The 14,109-nt window shown below is 70.8% G+C and carries 18 protein-coding genes; 3 read left to right on the plus strand and 15 right to left on the minus strand.

What is annotated here, in order from left to right:
* Positions 1–33: 33 nt before the first annotated feature.
* A complete protein-coding gene (locus tag AB0C28_RS37235; protein WP_358080243.1) occupies positions 34–639 on the plus strand; it encodes a TetR family transcriptional regulator in 606 nt (201 codons plus the stop codon).
* A gap of 8 nt (positions 640–647) precedes the next feature.
* On the opposite strand, the gene AB0C28_RS37240 is transcribed toward AB0C28_RS37235, so the two are convergent.
* Positions 648–1,595, minus strand: coding sequence for a beta-ketoacyl-ACP synthase III (locus AB0C28_RS37240; RefSeq protein ID WP_358080244.1), 948 nt, complete (start codon positions 1,593–1,595; stop codon positions 648–650).
* Between the two features lie 126 nt (positions 1,596–1,721).
* Here AB0C28_RS37240 and AB0C28_RS37245 point away from each other — a divergent pair, with 126 nt between their 5' ends.
* Positions 1,722–2,333 (plus strand): TetR/AcrR family transcriptional regulator, encoded by a 612-nt coding sequence (locus AB0C28_RS37245; protein WP_358080245.1) that lies wholly within the window; start codon positions 1,722–1,724, stop codon positions 2,331–2,333.
* A gap of 41 nt (positions 2,334–2,374) precedes the next feature.
* Here the strand turns inward: AB0C28_RS37245 and AB0C28_RS37250 are convergent, their stop codons facing one another.
* Both AB0C28_RS37250 and AB0C28_RS37255 read right to left on the minus strand, forming a co-directional pair.
* Positions 2,375–3,358: a CU044_5270 family protein gene (locus AB0C28_RS37250; RefSeq protein ID WP_358080246.1), complete on the minus strand. Its 984-nt coding sequence runs from the start codon at positions 3,356–3,358 to the stop codon at positions 2,375–2,377.
* Positions 3,355–3,945, minus strand: coding sequence for an RNA polymerase sigma factor (locus AB0C28_RS37255; RefSeq protein ID WP_358080247.1), 591 nt, complete (start codon positions 3,943–3,945; stop codon positions 3,355–3,357). Before AB0C28_RS37255 ends, AB0C28_RS37250 begins: the two co-directional genes overlap by 4 nt.
* 73 nt (positions 3,946–4,018) lie before the next feature.
* On the opposite strand from AB0C28_RS37255, the gene AB0C28_RS37260 reads away from it, so the two are divergent.
* Entirely contained in the window at positions 4,019–4,468 is a 450-nt protein-coding gene (locus AB0C28_RS37260) for a DUF6228 family protein (RefSeq protein ID WP_358080248.1), read from the plus strand.
* A gap of 103 nt (positions 4,469–4,571) precedes the next feature.
* Here the strand turns inward: AB0C28_RS37260 and AB0C28_RS37265 are convergent, their stop codons facing one another.
* From AB0C28_RS37265 to AB0C28_RS37320, 12 genes are all read right to left on the minus strand, one after another.
* The gene (locus AB0C28_RS37265) at positions 4,572–4,784 is read right to left on the minus strand and encodes a hypothetical protein (RefSeq protein WP_346106636.1); all 213 of its coding nucleotides are present in this window, start codon (positions 4,782–4,784) and stop codon (positions 4,572–4,574) included.
* A gap of 37 nt (positions 4,785–4,821) precedes the next feature.
* Entirely contained in the window at positions 4,822–5,172 is a 351-nt protein-coding gene (locus AB0C28_RS37270) for a nuclear transport factor 2 family protein (RefSeq protein WP_357853157.1), read from the minus strand.
* 4 nt (positions 5,173–5,176) lie between these two features.
* Positions 5,177–5,503, minus strand: coding sequence for a DUF3140 domain-containing protein (locus tag AB0C28_RS37275; protein WP_357853154.1), 327 nt, complete (start codon positions 5,501–5,503; stop codon positions 5,177–5,179).
* A 62-nt stretch (positions 5,504–5,565) separates the two neighbouring features.
* A complete protein-coding gene (locus tag AB0C28_RS37280; protein ID WP_358080249.1) occupies positions 5,566–6,012 on the minus strand; it encodes a YdeI/OmpD-associated family protein in 447 nt (148 codons plus the stop codon).
* Complete coding sequence (locus AB0C28_RS37285) at positions 6,009–6,803, minus strand: alpha/beta hydrolase (protein ID WP_358080250.1); 795 nt, start codon at positions 6,801–6,803, stop codon at positions 6,009–6,011. The genes AB0C28_RS37280 and AB0C28_RS37285 overlap by 4 nt, the downstream gene beginning before the upstream one ends.
* A gap of 306 nt (positions 6,804–7,109) precedes the next feature.
* Entirely contained in the window at positions 7,110–8,138 is a 1,029-nt protein-coding gene (locus AB0C28_RS37290) for a LacI family DNA-binding transcriptional regulator (protein ID WP_358080251.1), read from the minus strand.
* 17 nt (positions 8,139–8,155) lie between these two features.
* Positions 8,156–8,425: a sulfurtransferase TusA family protein gene (locus AB0C28_RS37295; protein ID WP_346106626.1), complete on the minus strand. Its 270-nt coding sequence runs from the start codon at positions 8,423–8,425 to the stop codon at positions 8,156–8,158.
* A gap of 12 nt (positions 8,426–8,437) precedes the next feature.
* The gene (locus tag AB0C28_RS37300; RefSeq protein ID WP_357853142.1) at positions 8,438–9,262 is read right to left on the minus strand and encodes a carbohydrate ABC transporter permease; all 825 of its coding nucleotides are present in this window, start codon (positions 9,260–9,262) and stop codon (positions 8,438–8,440) included.
* Positions 9,252–10,151: a sugar ABC transporter permease gene (locus AB0C28_RS37305; RefSeq protein ID WP_357853491.1), complete on the minus strand. Its 900-nt coding sequence runs from the start codon at positions 10,149–10,151 to the stop codon at positions 9,252–9,254. The genes AB0C28_RS37300 and AB0C28_RS37305 overlap by 11 nt, the downstream gene beginning before the upstream one ends.
* Positions 10,151–11,389: a sugar ABC transporter substrate-binding protein gene (locus AB0C28_RS37310; RefSeq protein ID WP_358080252.1), complete on the minus strand. Its 1,239-nt coding sequence runs from the start codon at positions 11,387–11,389 to the stop codon at positions 10,151–10,153. Before AB0C28_RS37310 ends, AB0C28_RS37305 begins: the two co-directional genes overlap by 1 nt.
* 23 nt (positions 11,390–11,412) lie before the next feature.
* On the minus strand, positions 11,413–13,020 hold the full coding sequence (locus AB0C28_RS37315) for an FAD-dependent oxidoreductase (RefSeq protein WP_358080253.1): 1,608 nt from the start codon (positions 13,018–13,020) through the stop codon (positions 11,413–11,415).
* A 65-nt stretch (positions 13,021–13,085) separates the two neighbouring features.
* Positions 13,086–14,102 (minus strand): LacI family DNA-binding transcriptional regulator, encoded by a 1,017-nt coding sequence (locus AB0C28_RS37320; RefSeq protein WP_357853134.1) that lies wholly within the window; start codon positions 14,100–14,102, stop codon positions 13,086–13,088.
* Positions 14,103–14,109 lie beyond the last annotated feature (7 nt).

Here is a 14,109-nt window from a genome sequence, read left to right on the forward strand (position 1 = left end):
TCAACCAAACGTATGGATGATAAGCTGTCGCATATGAGGCGAGCACCGGAGGAGAGGCAGCGCGATCCCGAGCGCACGAAGGCGCGGATTCTTCAGGCGGCGTTGGAGGAGTTCGCGGCGAAGGGGTTCGCGGGGGCGCGGGTCAGCGAGATCGCGACCAGGGCCGGGGTGAACAAGCAGCTTATTTCGTACTATTTCGGCGGCAAGGAGGGCCTCTACCAGGCGCTGAACACCCGCTGGCAGGCCGAGGAGAGCGCCTTCGCCGACCCCTCGGCCTCGCTCGGCGAGCTGGCCGCCTCCTACGTCCGCGCCAACGCCGAGCGCCGCGACTACGGCAGGCTGATGCTCTGGCAGGGCCTCACCGACGACACGGCTTCCGACCCGGCGTTCGTGGCCGACGTGCGGCGCGACCTGGAGCAGCTACGCCGCCGCCAGGAGGCCGGCGAGTTCCCCGCCGACCTCGACCCGGGCGCGCTCCTGGTGGCGCTCTTCGCGATGGCGGCGGCGGGCATCTCCTTCCCCCAGCTCGTCCGGGCGGTGTGGGACCAGGACCCGGCCTCGCCCGAGCTCACCGAGCACTACGCCCAGCAGATCGAGAAACTGGTCGGCCATCTGGGGCAGGCACGCCCGCCGGCCTGAGCCGGTGGTCAGGGGCAGCGGACGACCATCCCCGCGTACGACAGATTCCCGCCGAAGCCGAACAGCAACATCGGCGCACCCTCCGCCACCTCGCCCCGCTCCAGCAGCTTGGCCAGCGCCAGCGGCACGCTCGCGGCCGAGGTGTTGCCCGACTCGACCACGTCACGGGCGACGATCGCGTTCACCGCGCCGAGCTTCTGGGCGATGGGCTCGATGATGCGCAGGTTCGCCTGGTGCAGCACCACCGCCGCCAGATCCTCCGGCCGTACGCCGCCGCGCTCGCACGCCAGCCGGGCGAGCGCGGGCAGCCGCGTGGTGGCCCAGCGGTAGACCGACTGGCCGTCCTGGGAGAAGCGCGTGGGCGTCCCCTCGATCCGTACGGCGGAGCCCAGCTCCGGCGCCGAACCCCACACGACGGGCCCGATCCCCGGCTCCTCGGCCGCGCTCACCGCGCTTACCACGGCCGCTCCGGCGCCGTCACCCGTCAGCACGCACGTCGTCCGGTCGGTCCAGTCGGTCACGGCGGTCATCTTGTCCGCCCCCACGACCAGCGCGTTCGTCGCCGCCCCCGCCCGGATGGCGTGGTCGGCCTGGGCCAGGGCGTGGGTGAAGCCCGAGCAGGAGACGCCGAGGTCCATCAGCGCGGCCTCCGGCACGCCGAGCCGGCCCGCGACGTGGGAGGCGACGTTGGGGGCGCGCTCGGTCTGGGTGCAGGTGGCGATCAGCACGAGATCGATGTCGGACGGCTCCAACCCGCTGCCGGCCAGCGCTTTGGCGGCGGCATGCGTGGCCAGGTCCGCCACGCTCTCGCCGTCCGCGGCCACATGCCTGGTACGGATCCCGACCCGTCTGGTGATCCACTCGTCGCTGGTGTCCACCATCGCCGCCAGATCATCATTCGTCAGGACTTTTGCGGGTTGATAGTGGCCTGTCGCGACAAGTCGTGATCCATTCATGCGGCGGACTATAGCAAGCGAACGTTCGGACGCTATTTCCCGAACGGCCCGCTACCCTGAGCCCATGACCCCACCCACCCACCGGCACACCAGCCGCAGGGAACCGCTGCCCGGAAGGGGGATCGGATGAGCCCGCGCAGGTCCGTGGCCGAGGCGCTCGGCACGCGTGCGGCCATCCTCGACCGTTCGGTGGCCATCGCCTCCAGGGACGGGCTCGAAGGGCTGACCATCGGCCGCCTCGCCGCCGAACTGGCCATGAGCAAGTCAGGCGTACTCGGCCACTTCGGCTCCAAAGAGGCGCTCCAGCTCGCGGTCCTGGGCCGCGCCGACGAGATCTTCCGCGCCGAGGTCTGGGAGCCCGCCCGCTCCGCCGCGCCAGGACTGACCCGGCTACGGGTGCTCTGCGAGGCGTGGATCTCCTACCTGGAACGTCAGGTCTTCCCCGGCGGTTGCTTCTTCACGGCCGCCGCGCACGAGTTCGACGGCCGCCCGGGGCCGGTGCGGGACGCGGTCGAGTCACGGTTCGACGCCTGGCGCGACCGTCTCGGCAAGGAGATCCGCAGAGCGGTGGCCACGGGAGAACTCCCCCAGGACACGGACCCCGGCCTCCTCGCCTTCGAACTCCTGGGCCTGGCCATGGGACTCAACCACGCCGTCCAACTCCACCGCGACCCCCAAGCCGCCACGTACGCCCGCCACGCCATGCGAGCCCGCCTCGGCAGCGCACGCGCGCACTGAGCGCCCCGCCACCACGCCGTGCTCATCCGACAGCGGCTCCGCTACGGCCGGTCTCCGGGCTTGCCGACGATCCCGGCCGTCAGCCGTGCGCTCCACTCCAGAGGAGTGCCCGCCTTGACCGTGTGTGTCGCACCGCCGGGACGGTCGAAGGTGCGGTCGGCGACGCTTTCCTCGTACGTTCCCAGAAACCGATAGTCCTGTGCGCTGACGATGATCTCGTAGCGCGCCGAGGATCCCGTGTAGCCGAACGCGGTCCCGTGGCGGCCGGCCGCGTCGATCGCGCCCTGCCTGACCACGACGCCCTGAATCGTGGGCAGCGCCCGGAACAGCGCGGCCCGCACCTCGGCGATCAGCGGCTGGTCGCGCAGCAACTGGGAGATCGTGCGGAAGATGCGCTCCTGCCTGGTCGCGTCGGCGTCGTCGAACTCCGAGACGGGAGTGGCGTCGATGCTCGCCCCGATTCTGGCGATCATCTGCTCGGGGGTGACCGGCGCTTCGGCCAGGTCCGCGCCGGTGATGCCGGGGCCGACCTTATGGATGGCGAGTCTGCCCCGTCCGTCGTCCAACGCGGTCTGCTTGCCGTCCAGGCTGTGCCAGGTCTCAAGAGTCATGCGCTTGTCGCGATCCACCTCCGGATCCGGCTCCTCGCGGAGTGGAGCGATCGTCTGCCGCACGTACAGCCAGCGGCCCGGTGACGGCGTGGTCCCGTACGGGTCGCTCGCGGCGCGCCTGGCCGCCTTGTCGCCGAGCTCATGAACGGAGGCGACCGAGGTGGTGGCAGGCTGTTCGTCCCCGCGCACCGCGAGGGCGCTCGCGCCGATGGCGAGCGCGACCGACGCGGCGAGTGCCAGCCGCCAGGCCAGGCGCGGCCTGCGCCTCATCGGCGCGGGCGTCGTCGGCTTGGGGACCGGCGGCACGGGGGCCGGCTCTCGGACGGCCTGCAGCAACCGAGTGCGCGCCGCCTCCTTCACCCCGCTGGTGATCGCCGGGGTGGCGTCGAGGAACTGTCCGAACTCATCCATCATGCGTCCTCTCTCGTCTGATAGCCGGTGCCGAGGGTGGCCCGCGCTCGTCTGCGAGCCCGGTGCAGGCGTGAGCGCACGGTCCCGATCGGGATCTCCAGCGCCTGTGCCACCTCGTCGTAGGCCAGTCCTCCCAGCGCCACCAGCAGCAGCACGTCGCGATCACCGCTGGCCAGGCCCGTCAGCGCTGCTGCCAGCCGGCGGTCCTCGGCCTGCGCGGCGACGCGCCCGACCACCGCGTCGGCCATCGGCTCCGGCGGCGGCTCCGCACCGGTACGCGCCAGCGCCCGCAGGAACCGCTCCTCGTCGCGCCGCTGCCTGGCGATGAGGTTGGTCGCGATGCCGTACAGCCACGGCCTGGCCAGCGGCTGCGCGTGGTCGTAGGAAACGCGGCAGCGGAAGGCGGCCAGGAACGTCTCCGCCACGATGTCGTCGGCGGCTTGCACGCCCAGCCGCCGCGCGACATAGCGGTGGATCTGCTCGACATAGCGGTCGAATACGCCGGCGAACTGCTCCGGGTCGTCGATTGACCGGCGGATGAGCTCGGCGTCGTCCGCCTCGACTCTTTCTTCCGGTGGGGTCCGTGTCATGCCTGCTGTTGCCCGATGGGACGAAACGAGTTCTCGATGACCACGAGCGCGGTCACCTGGCTATCCTGCTGGCGTGGGTTATCAAGATCACGACGGCCGGGCCGGGCCGCCTGGCGTGCTCGTCCGCTGCTCGCAGGACCCCGGCCTGGTGATCCGGCTCAGCGGACGGCGCTTCGACGACTACGAGACCGTCTTCTCCGTTCAGGCCACGGCCGATGGACTGCATGCCACGATCCCCGAGGTGACCGTCTCCATCTACGACCCCGCCGGTGACCTGGCCGCCTTCCTGTGTGGGCTCGCCGACGACTTCCGCGGCTGGTCAGGAAGGCGTACCCGGCACACCGACCAGCTCACGCTCGAAGCCGGCTTCCACTCCGGCGGTCACATCGAGCTGACCTGGAAGATGCGCCCCGATTTCTACCGGGGAGCGACGTGGGAGGTCTCCGCGACAACCTGGATCGAGGCCGGGCAGCAACTGACCACCTTGGCCTCCGATGTCCGGACCTTCCTGGCCCGGCCCTGAAAGACGTACAGGAACGCGAAAAATGGGCAGCATCGAGCGCCCGGCCGGCCCGAGAACCCATCTGTGCCGGTGGTGCCGGTCCGAGGAGAAGCGGTCGGGCGGGTCAGTCCGAGGAGAGCCGGTCGAACAGTTGCAGCGCCGCCTGCCTGACCTCCTCGGGCGAGAGCCCGTCCAGGGTCTTCCTGGCGTCGGAGATGTCACGGGTGGTGGCGAGCGTGATCGCCACCGACGAAGCGGCGGCGCGGTCGATCGATCCCGTCGGGGCGGCGTCGGCCAGTTCCTGGGCGCTCGCGGCGAGGTCGAGGTTGTCTCTCAACGGATCTCCTCGGGTGAAGACGGTTCGGCCCATTGCATCACTTGGCATCGTGCCGCATCCACCATTCGGTGAATTCCCGGCATCGCCCATCGGAAGCGAAGCGGATCACCCAGAGGTTGCTGTACGTTTTGTCCGGATATGTCGTGACTCCTTGGATGACGCTCAGGTCGTCCGTCACGCACACCGGATGCCACTCGAAAGTGGCCTCGCCAGGTTTGTCCTGCCGTCCCAGCCACTGCGCGACGATCTCGTCACGCCCCTGCCAGGGCGAACTGTACGGCTCGGTGTAATAGACCGCATTCTCGGTGAACAGGGCGGAGATGTCGTCGGGATGGTTGGAGTTCCACGCCCGCACGTATCCCTCGATCCACGAATGAGGCTCGACCATCGGTCTAACCTCTCAGCGGATCGTGTCCGACGGACATCGGCTCGCGTCGCGAGTCGTCGTCCGTACGTCCGCCCATGGTCTCGACGAGCTCCACGACCTGCCGCATCACGTCGAGGTCGACCTTGCTCAGGTCGCCCTTCCGCCTGCGCAGGACATGCGGAACCGCGCGCCCCGGCTCGTCGATGCCCGGATCCGGGTCAGGAGGGAACCCCTCCTCGTCGGACGCGTCGGCGAGCAGGTGGGTACGAAGTTCCTCGGAGTTCATGTCGACCACACGATGGAACTCGTCCCACAACATGTCGGTGTCGAAACCCTCCAACCCTGCACTCATACCCGGCCGCCTACCCCTCTGGCCGGGCCTTACGCACCTGAAACCCGCCCCAGCCGCGGGTCTCAGCGGATGCCGGCGGTCAATTTGGCGACCGTGTCGGCTATGCGCCGCTGCCTGGTCTCCGGCTTCTTGGCGGCCTCGACGGCCAGCACGTAACGCCGCTTCCCCGAGTACGACAGGCTCTCGAAGAACGCCCTGGCCTCCGGCGCCCGGTCGAGCGCGTCCGCCAGGTCGGCGGGCACCTCGACCTGTCGCGGCGCGGTGTCGGCGGCCAGCTCCACCTCGACCTCGTCGCCCGCCGCCACCCCGGCGGCCTGCCGGTTCTCCGCGCTGAGCGGAAGCATGAACCGGCCGCCCATCGTGGCCACCGTGCTGCGGTAGGTGTGATCGTTGATCGTGACGGTCACGGCCGGCCGCTTGCCCGCGCCGAACTGCTCGACGACGGCGGCCGGCACCTCCATCCCCGTGGCGGTCTTGCCGTTCAGCTCGATCGTGGCGCGGAATCTCATCGGAAGAACCCCTCCAGTACGGGCGCCAGCGCCGCCGGCTTGACGATGTGGGTCTGCCCTTCGAGCGTGCGATACGTGGCCTCGGGCAGGTGCTCCGCCAGCGCCGCGGCCGCGTTCCTGATCCAGGACGGGCTCTTGCCGCCGTCCATGACCAGCGTGGGCGCCTTGACCGAGGCCCAGCTCGACGCGGGGTAGGGCGTGCCGAGCTCGTACGGCGCCACGAACGCCGCGTCGTAGGGCAGCGTGTGCGCCAGCGCCTTGAGCGAGGACCAGGCGGGCATGAAGCGCATCATGGCCACGACGATCCCGGGCAGCCCGACGCCGACGCGCATGAAGTAACGCACCGCCTCGGCGCGCCGGTCGGCGGCCACCAGGTCGCCCAGCGTGCGCAGGTAGTCGCCGGGGACGGGCGGCCGGGTGGCGTCCACGATGAACGGCGGCTCGTACAGCGCCAGCCGCTCGACCGGGACCCCGCTGTGGGCGGCGACCAGGGCGACGGCGGCGCCGGACGACGTGCCGTAGAGGCGCACGGGGCCACCGGCCTCGGCGACGACCGCGGCCAGATCCTCGACCTCGCGGTCCGGCGAGAAGGGTGCGATGTCGCCGCTCTCGCCCCGGCCGCGCCGGTCGTAGGTGTAGACCGTGAAGCGCGAGGCCAGCGCGCTGGCCAGGCCGGCGTTGATGCTCCGCGCGCGGTGGCTGAGCGCGCCGTCCACGAGGACGACCGGTGGGCCGGAGCCGGCGCGGGTGCAGGCGATGCGGGTGCCGTCCGCGGACGTGACGTTGCTCATGGGGATGACGATAAGCTCCGACAAAAAAATTTGTCAACACCTGGCCGCCAGGTCACGATTCGTCGGATTTCCCATCTCATTTAGGTACGGGCGTACGCAGAACGGGTGTGCCGCACTCGGGTACATCTGGAGCCGTCTCGCGCGGGGGAAGCCGGGACGGCTCCCGAGGCTTCACGCCGCGAAGGAGGGGGCGGCGCGTGTCCGGGACCGGAACCGGCGGTCTGCCAGCCGCGGCTCCCGCCCCGGGCACGCGCCGCGGGTTCCCGTGCAAAGGGCGGGCGGCGCGCCCGCCGTTCGAAGGGCGGGCTACGCGCCCGTGTGGGCGGGGCCGGTGCTGCCGCGTGGGGTGAGGATGGCGGCCTGGTCCTCGAACGGCGGCACGCTCTCCCCGGCGATCAGCGCCAGCAGGCGCTGCGCCGCATGCGCCCCGTACGCCGGAATGTCACGGGTGAGCGCGGTCAGCGGCGGCCGGACGACCTGGGCCAGCGGCGAGTCGTCCCAGGCCACGATGGACAGGTCACGCGGCACGTCCACCCGCATCTCCTGGGCCACGGAAAGGCCCGCCACGGCCATGATGTCGTTGTCGTAGACGATGGCCGTGGGCCGGTCGGGCGAGCTGAGCAGCCGCCTGGTGGCCCGCGCGCCCTCCTCGCCGGTGTAGTCGGTGTGCACGATGACGTGCTCGACCGCGTGCTCGCCGGCGTCCTGGCACGCCCGCTCGAACGCCTGGTCGCGGACGGTCGTGTGGACCAGCTCGGGTAGCCCGGCCACTCGGGCGATGCGCCGGTGGCCGAGCGCCACCAGGTAGCCGACGGTCTCGCGGACGGCCTCGCCGTCGTCGGACCAGACGGCCGACAGCGAGCCCGACTCCGATGGATGGCCGATGACCACGACCGGCATGCCGAGCCGCTCCAGCTCGCTCACCCGGGAGTCGGAGTAGTGCAGGTCCACGAGGAAGACTCCGTCGATGCGGCTCTCGCCCCACCAGTGCCGGTAGACCTCGCTCTCCTGCTGGTGGCTGGTGACCACCTGGAGCAGCAGCGCGTAGGAGCGGTCGGCGAGCACGCCCTCGATGCCGCTGATCAGCTCCATGAAGAACGGCTCGACGCCCAGGATGCGGGCGGGCCGGCACAGCGCGAGGCCGACGCAGTTGGCGCGGGCGCCGTTGAGCGCCCTGGCCGCGCTGTTGGGACGCCAGCCGATCTCGTCGGCGATGGCGACGATCCTGGCCCGCGTCGCCTCCGACACACCGGGCTGCCCGTTGAGCGCGTAGGAGACCGCGACCTTGGACACTCCCGCCCTGCTGGCGATGTCGGCGATGGTGGGGCGTTTCACCGTTTGATATTAACCGGTCAAGCCGCGTGCCAGGGTTTCGATTCCCGCGTCTCCTTGGCGGCCTCCGCCACGCGCAGGGCGTACGTGGCCCGTTCCGCCCCTTCGACGGGCCCGAGATAGGTGTGCCCGGTCAGGTGGCACCACGCGGGCAGGTCCACGGGCGCGGCCGGATCGGCGGCGATCAGGTGGATCACCGCGCCGGGACCGGCCGCGCGCACGTGGGCGCGGAGTTCGAGGAGCAGCTGCACGCAGAGCTTGTCGCCGCCGTCGACTACGAGATCAGGCATGCTTCTAGGAAATCACCCCTTAAGTCCCGTATGTGCCAAACCTTCGACGAACTGCTTCTGCGCCACCACGAACACCACCAGCACCGGCAGCGCGGTCAGCGAGGCCGCGGCCAGCTGCACGTTCCACATGGGCCCGCCGTAGGCGTCCACGAACTGGGTCAGCGCCTGCGGCAGCGTGAACCGTTCCGGCGTGGACAGGAACACGATCGGCTCCAGGTAGAGGTTCCAGCTGTGCAGGAACGTGAAGATGGCCACCGCGCCGACCGCCGGCCTGGCCAGCGGCAGCCCGATCCGCCAGAACGTGGCCAGCCGCCCCAGCCCGTCGACCGCCGCCGCCTCGTCCAGCTCCTTCGGCAGCGCCAGGAAGAACTGCCGCATGATGAACGTGGCCAGCACGCTCGGCGCGCCCAGGATCGGGATGAGGATCAGCGGCCAGTGCGTGTCGGTCAGCCCGGCCGAGTGGAACAGCCGGAACAGCGGCACGATCGTCACCTCGCTGGGGATCAGCAGGCCGACCAGGATGACCAGGAACAGCGCGTTCGAGCCGCGGAAGCGGATGCGCGCGAACGCCCACCCGGCCAGCGACGACACCGCCAGCGTGCCGACGGTGACGACCGCGGCGATGTAGAGGCTGTTCCAGTACTGCTGGGCGAACGGCTGCAGCTCGAACACCTGCCGGTACGCCTCCAGCTGCGGCCGGCCTGGCAGCAGCGAGGGCGGGAACGCGAAGATCTCGCTCACCGGCTTCAGCGACGAGGTGACCATCCACCAGGTCGGAAAGACGAACGGCACACAAAGGACGCACAGCACGCCGTACAGGAGGGTCTTACGCCTCAAGGAACACCCACCTCCTGCGCATCCGCCACTGCAGCACGGTGAGGGCGAGCACGATCACGAAGAGCAGCACCGACAGCGTGGCGCCGTAGCCGAAGTGGTGGAACTGGAAGGCCTGCTGGTAGAGGTAGTAGACCAGCACGGTCGTGGAGGTGCCGGGGCCGCCCTGGGTGAGCACCGCGATCTGGGCGAACACCTGCAGCGACCCGGCCACCGTGATGATCGAGGTGAGCAGCACGGTCGGGCTGATCATGGGCAGCGTGATCCGGGCGAACCTGGTCCACGCCCCGGCGCCGTCCATCCTGGCGGCCTCGTACAGCTCCTTGGGCACGCCCTGCAGCGCGGCCAGGAACAGCACCATGTTGAGCCCGACGTTCTTGAACACCTGCACGCCGATCACCGACACCATCGCGCCCGTCCCCGTACGCAGCCAGTTGGGCCCCTCGACGCCCACGGTCTGGAGCAGGGCGTTGACGCCGCCGTTCGACTGGAGCAGGAAGCCCCACACGATCGTCCAGGCGACCAGCGAGACCACCACCGGCGAGAAGAACAGCGTCCTGAACACCACCGTGCCGCGCAGCCGCTGGTTGAGCAGCACCGCCAGCAGCATGGCCAGCGACAGGTTGAACACCACCAGGCCGACGGAGAACAGCGCGGTGGCGCTCAGCACCTTGGGCACGTTGGGGTCGGCGAGCAGTTGCCGGTAGTTGTCGCCGCCGACGAACTCGAACGTGTCGGCCAGCACGTTCCACTCGTGCAGGCTGTAGTAGAGCACCAGGCCGAGCGGGAGGAAGACGAACAGCAGGCTCCCGAGCAGCTGGGGGGCCACGAAGGCGTACCCCACCAGGTGGTCCCTGCGGCTCGCCGTCCACCACGTCGTACGAGCGGGCATCACTTGGCCAGCATCGGCTGGATGGCGGTGCACACCCCGGCCAGCGTCTTCGCCACGTCGGCGCCCGGCTGCCAGAGCTGGTCGAGCTGGGCGCGCACGGTCTGCGCCAGCTCGGCCTGCCCGGCGTGGCTGGGCTTGACCCGGCCGGTGGAGATGCCGTCGATGACGACCTGCTGGAGCTGCTCGGGCTTGAGCAGCGGGTTGCTCTTGGCCAGGCTCTCGGCGGTGAGCAGCTGGGTGCGCGGCGGCGGGAAGTACTGGCCGAGCTTGGCGGAGTTGTCGGGGTTGGAGAGGAACGACAGGAAGTCGGCGGCCTTGGCGGCGTTCGGGCTCTTCTTGATGACGCCGATGCCGGCCTGGCCGATGACGCTGTAGGCGCCCTTCGGGCCGGTGGGCAGCGGGATCAGGTCCCACTTGAAGGTGGCGTCCTTGAGCAGCGAGGCGCGGGAGATCTGGGTGATCGTCATCCCCGCCTCACCGGCGAAGAAGTCGGCCGTGGTGCCGGGGGCGGGCAGCGCCTTGTCGGTGAAGATCGCCTTGTGCAGGAAGGTCATCGCCTCGACCATCTCCGGCTTGGCGAAGCCGCAGGTCTTGCCGTCCTCGCTCCACGCCTCGGCGCCCCAGCCGCCCCACACGGTGGCCAGGTTGTCCCAGCCCTTGTAGTCGAAGTCGCGCACCACCAGGCCGGCCTTGCCGCTCTCCTTGTTCACGGCGGCGGCCGCCTCGACGGCCTGATCCCACGTCCAGCCCGCCTTGGGCGGCTTCTGCCCGGCCTGCTTGAGCAGGTCGAGGTTGACGAACACGCCGAAGGGCGAGGTGGAGAACGGGTAGGCGTACAGCTTGCCCTCCTGCTGCCACAGCTTCGTCGTCGCGGGCGCGAGCTGCTCCGGCTGGACCAGGTTGTCCAGCGGCGCGAGCGCGCCTGAGCCGACGAAGTCGGGCGCGGAGTTCTCCAGGATCCAGGCCAGGTCGGGAGCGTTCCCGCCGGCGATCTGCGTGGTCAGGGTCGTCGTGTAGTTCTCGATCGGCAGCGTGTCGAACTTGATCGCCGCCACGTCCTGGTGGGTCTTCCGGTATTCGTCGGCGATCGAGTTGAGCAGGGAGAGGTGTTCGGCGTTGCCGGTCCAGATCGTCATCCGCAGCGTGGCGGGGCCGGTGGCGGCGGGCTCGGAACCCGAGCCACAGGCGGTCAGGACGAGCAGTCCAGTCAGCCCGGCGGCGGCCATGGTGATGCGCATCGGCGCTCCTAACAATGGGGGGATCAGTAGCCGGACACGTCCGGCCAGTGGAGTTCGACGCCCTGCTCATCCAGGCGCTCCTGGAAGGCGGCGAGCAGGGCGGGGTCGGCCCGCACGGCGTGCGGGGCCGTGGACCGGTCGAGGCAGAACGCGGCCAGCGCGCCCGCGGCCTCCCCGATGTTCCACTCGACCGGGTGCAGGCGGTAGCAGCCGTTGGTGATGTGGGTGGTGGCCAGGTTCTTGCCGGCGGGCAGCAGGTTGTGCACGCGGCGGGGGAGCAGCGCGCCGAGCGGCAGCTCGAACGGGCTGCTCGGCACGTCCAGGTAGTTGTCGCCGCCGGTCGAGGGGTGCAGGTCGATCCGGTACATGCCGACGCCGACCGAGTCGGGGTAGCGCGCGGCGCCCTTGTCGCCGCGCACGGCCATGGACAGGTCCTGCTCGACGATCGTGTACTCGCCCAGGATGCGGCGCGACTCCCGTACGTACGGCGCCTGGGCCAGGCCGTCGGCCGAGCCCGTCACGTCGCCGCGCAGCCGCAGCCCCGGCCATCCGGTGCCCCCGTCGGGGCGGGGCGCCTCGGTCTGCAGCCAGTAGAGCACCGACCTGGACAGCTCGCGCGCCGCCGCGAGGTGCTCGGCGGCGTCGGGCACGTCGATGACCGGGCCCTCCATGTAGTCGATCATCGGCCAGTTGACCAGGGTGATGTCGCTGGCGTACGCGCCCGGCGCGAACAGGTCGCGGGCGGCGATCCTGCGGAAGGTCCACAGGTTCCCGTCGCCGGGATTGCGCCGCTGGTCGGCCCGGACCCGCAGCGCGTCGTCGCCGGGGTTGGGGGTGAAGGAACGCTCGGAGATCTCCAGCGTGCGCGGGTTGGGGCTGCGCCAGCCGAGCAGCGGCCCGCCCCAGAACTCCGGCTCGTACGCCCGCCAGAAGTCGTAGCGCTCCGGCCGGTCGATCGTGTGGTCGCCGTCCACGTGGTCGATGGCGAAGCAGACGGACACGGCCTGCATGTTCATCGGCTGGGCGGCGGAGGGGGCGCTGGGCTCGCCGGTGTCGGCCTGCGACTCGAAGCCGGTGACGTACTCGGTGCCGGTGAGCGGCAGCAGCTCGCCGGTCTCGGTGGCGTCCAGCACGTACGGCGCGGCGACCCAGATCTCGTCGCCGGGATCGTCGCGGTGCGCGAGCCGCACGGCCGTCACCCGGTCGCCGTCCACCTCCGCCCCGACCGGCCGGTACGGCTGCAGCACGGTCAGCCGACCGCCGCCCCGGTAGGGGGCCAGCATGGCCTCGATCACCGCCACCGCCACCCGCGGCTCGTGACAGAGCGGGCTCACGTGGCCCGCGCCGGGATTGAGCTCCTTCCAGGCGCGGGCGGTCTCGGTCAGCGGGTAGTGACGGCGGTAGTAGTCGCGGATGCCGTCGCGCAGCGCCCGGTAGCTCGCGGTCACGCCGAAGCGCTCGACCCACGTGTGCTCGTCGGGCGGGACGGCCTGGCTGGTCAGCTGGCCGCCGAGCCAGTCGTACTCCTCGGTCAGCACCACCTTCCGCCCGGCCCGCAGGGCGGCCAGCGCCGCGGCGACCCCTCCGAGGCCACCCCCGACGATCAGCACCTCGGTGCTCGACTCGCGCAAATCCGGTCCTTTCCTCTGTGTACGGGCATTCATTTGGGTACGGGGTTTCACTCGCGTACGGGCTTTCACTTGCGTACGGGCGCCAGCGTGACGCCCTCGGTGTACTGGCACGGCAGCAGCCGCTGGGCGGGCGAACCGCCCTCGACCAACTCGGTCAGGTCCTCCACCGCCTGGCGCCCCATCTCCCTGCGGGGGATGCGGAAGCCGGTGAAGTCGACGTCGGTGGGCGCGGGCCGCGTCGGATCGCCCAGCGTGATCACCGACAGGTCGCCGGGGACGGAGACGCCGCGCCTGGCCAGCACGTCGGTCAGCGCGACGCCGTCGGCGTACTCCTCGGCCAGCACCGCCGTCGCCCCCGCGGCCAGCACCCGCTCGGCCATCTCCGCGGGCTCGCCCGGGTCGAGCCGCAGCGGCTCGGGCACGGACCCGGCGTAGCCGCGGTAGCGGTCGACGTAGGACTCGGGGCCGCGGCCGTGGCCGAGATAGGCGATGCGCTCGTGGCCCATCGCCCGCGTCCGCGCGACCAGCTCACCGACGGCGGCCGGATAGTCGGCGCCGACGTACGGAACCGTGCCGCCCGCGTCGTCGCGGCGGCCGACCGACACGAACGGGTAGCCCTCGGCCACCAGCCTGGCCAGGTCCTCGCGGTCCAGCTCGCGGCCCAGCAGCACGCACCCGTCGGCCAGCCGGAGCCGGTGGTCCTGGTGGTAGACCCGCTTGCGCCCGTCGACCGTGGGGGCGCTGGTGAACAGCAGCAGGTCGCAGCCGCGCTGCTCGGCGCACTCCTCGATGCCGATCAGGAACGGGTGGAAGAAGTCGCCGGTCGCACTGGGGAAGACGGGTTCGTAGGTGAAGACGCCGAGGATGCGGTTGCGCCCGGCCGCCAGCCTGCGGGCCGCCGGGTCGGCGACGTAGCCGGTCTCCTTGATCACCCGCAGCACGCGGTCGCGGGTCTCGGCGGGAATCCGGGACTCGGCGTCGGCGCGGTTGTTGAGCACCAGGGAGACGGTGGTCTGGCTGACGCCGGCCAGCCGGGCGATGTCGCGCTGGGTCAGGCGGCGTGAAGGGGCAGGGGGAGGCATGCGGCGA

This window comes from Nonomuraea sp. NPDC048892, from assembly GCF_040649735.1.
Taxonomy (GTDB): Bacteria; Actinomycetota; Actinomycetes; order Streptosporangiales; family Streptosporangiaceae; genus Nonomuraea; species Nonomuraea maheshkhaliensis.

What these genes read in the sequence shown, in the direction of transcription:
- AB0C28_RS37320 (WP_357853134.1), bottom strand. Translation starts at nt 14,102, where the DNA reads ATGCCTCCCCCTGCCCCTTCACGCCGCCTGACCCAGCGCGACATCGCC.
- AB0C28_RS37305 (WP_357853491.1), bottom strand. Translation starts at nt 10,151, where the DNA reads ATGCCCGCTCGTACGACGTGGTGGACGGCGAGCCGCAGGGACCACCTG.
- AB0C28_RS37280 (WP_358080249.1), bottom strand. Translation starts at nt 6,012, where the DNA reads ATGAGATTCCGCGCCACGATCGAGCTGAACGGCAAGACCGCCACGGGG.
- AB0C28_RS37270 (WP_357853157.1), bottom strand. Translation starts at nt 5,172, where the DNA reads ATGGTCGAGCCTCATTCGTGGATCGAGGGATACGTGCGGGCGTGGAAC.
- AB0C28_RS37255 (WP_358080247.1), bottom strand. Translation starts at nt 3,945, where the DNA reads ATGACACGGACCCCACCGGAAGAAAGAGTCGAGGCGGACGACGCCGAG.
- AB0C28_RS37245 (WP_358080245.1), top strand. Translation starts at nt 1,722, where the DNA reads ATGAGCCCGCGCAGGTCCGTGGCCGAGGCGCTCGGCACGCGTGCGGCC.
- AB0C28_RS37295 (WP_346106626.1), bottom strand. Translation starts at nt 8,425, where the DNA reads ATGCCTGATCTCGTAGTCGACGGCGGCGACAAGCTCTGCGTGCAGCTG.
- AB0C28_RS37275 (WP_357853154.1), bottom strand. Translation starts at nt 5,503, where the DNA reads ATGAGTGCAGGGTTGGAGGGTTTCGACACCGACATGTTGTGGGACGAG.
- AB0C28_RS37240 (WP_358080244.1), bottom strand. Translation starts at nt 1,595, where the DNA reads ATGAATGGATCACGACTTGTCGCGACAGGCCACTATCAACCCGCAAAA.
- AB0C28_RS37310 (WP_358080252.1), bottom strand. Translation starts at nt 11,389, where the DNA reads ATGCGCATCACCATGGCCGCCGCCGGGCTGACTGGACTGCTCGTCCTG.
- AB0C28_RS37250 (WP_358080246.1), bottom strand. Translation starts at nt 3,358, where the DNA reads ATGATGGATGAGTTCGGACAGTTCCTCGACGCCACCCCGGCGATCACC.
- AB0C28_RS37285 (WP_358080250.1), bottom strand. Translation starts at nt 6,803, where the DNA reads ATGAGCAACGTCACGTCCGCGGACGGCACCCGCATCGCCTGCACCCGC.
- AB0C28_RS37235 (WP_358080243.1), top strand. Translation starts at nt 34, where the DNA reads ATGAGGCGAGCACCGGAGGAGAGGCAGCGCGATCCCGAGCGCACGAAG.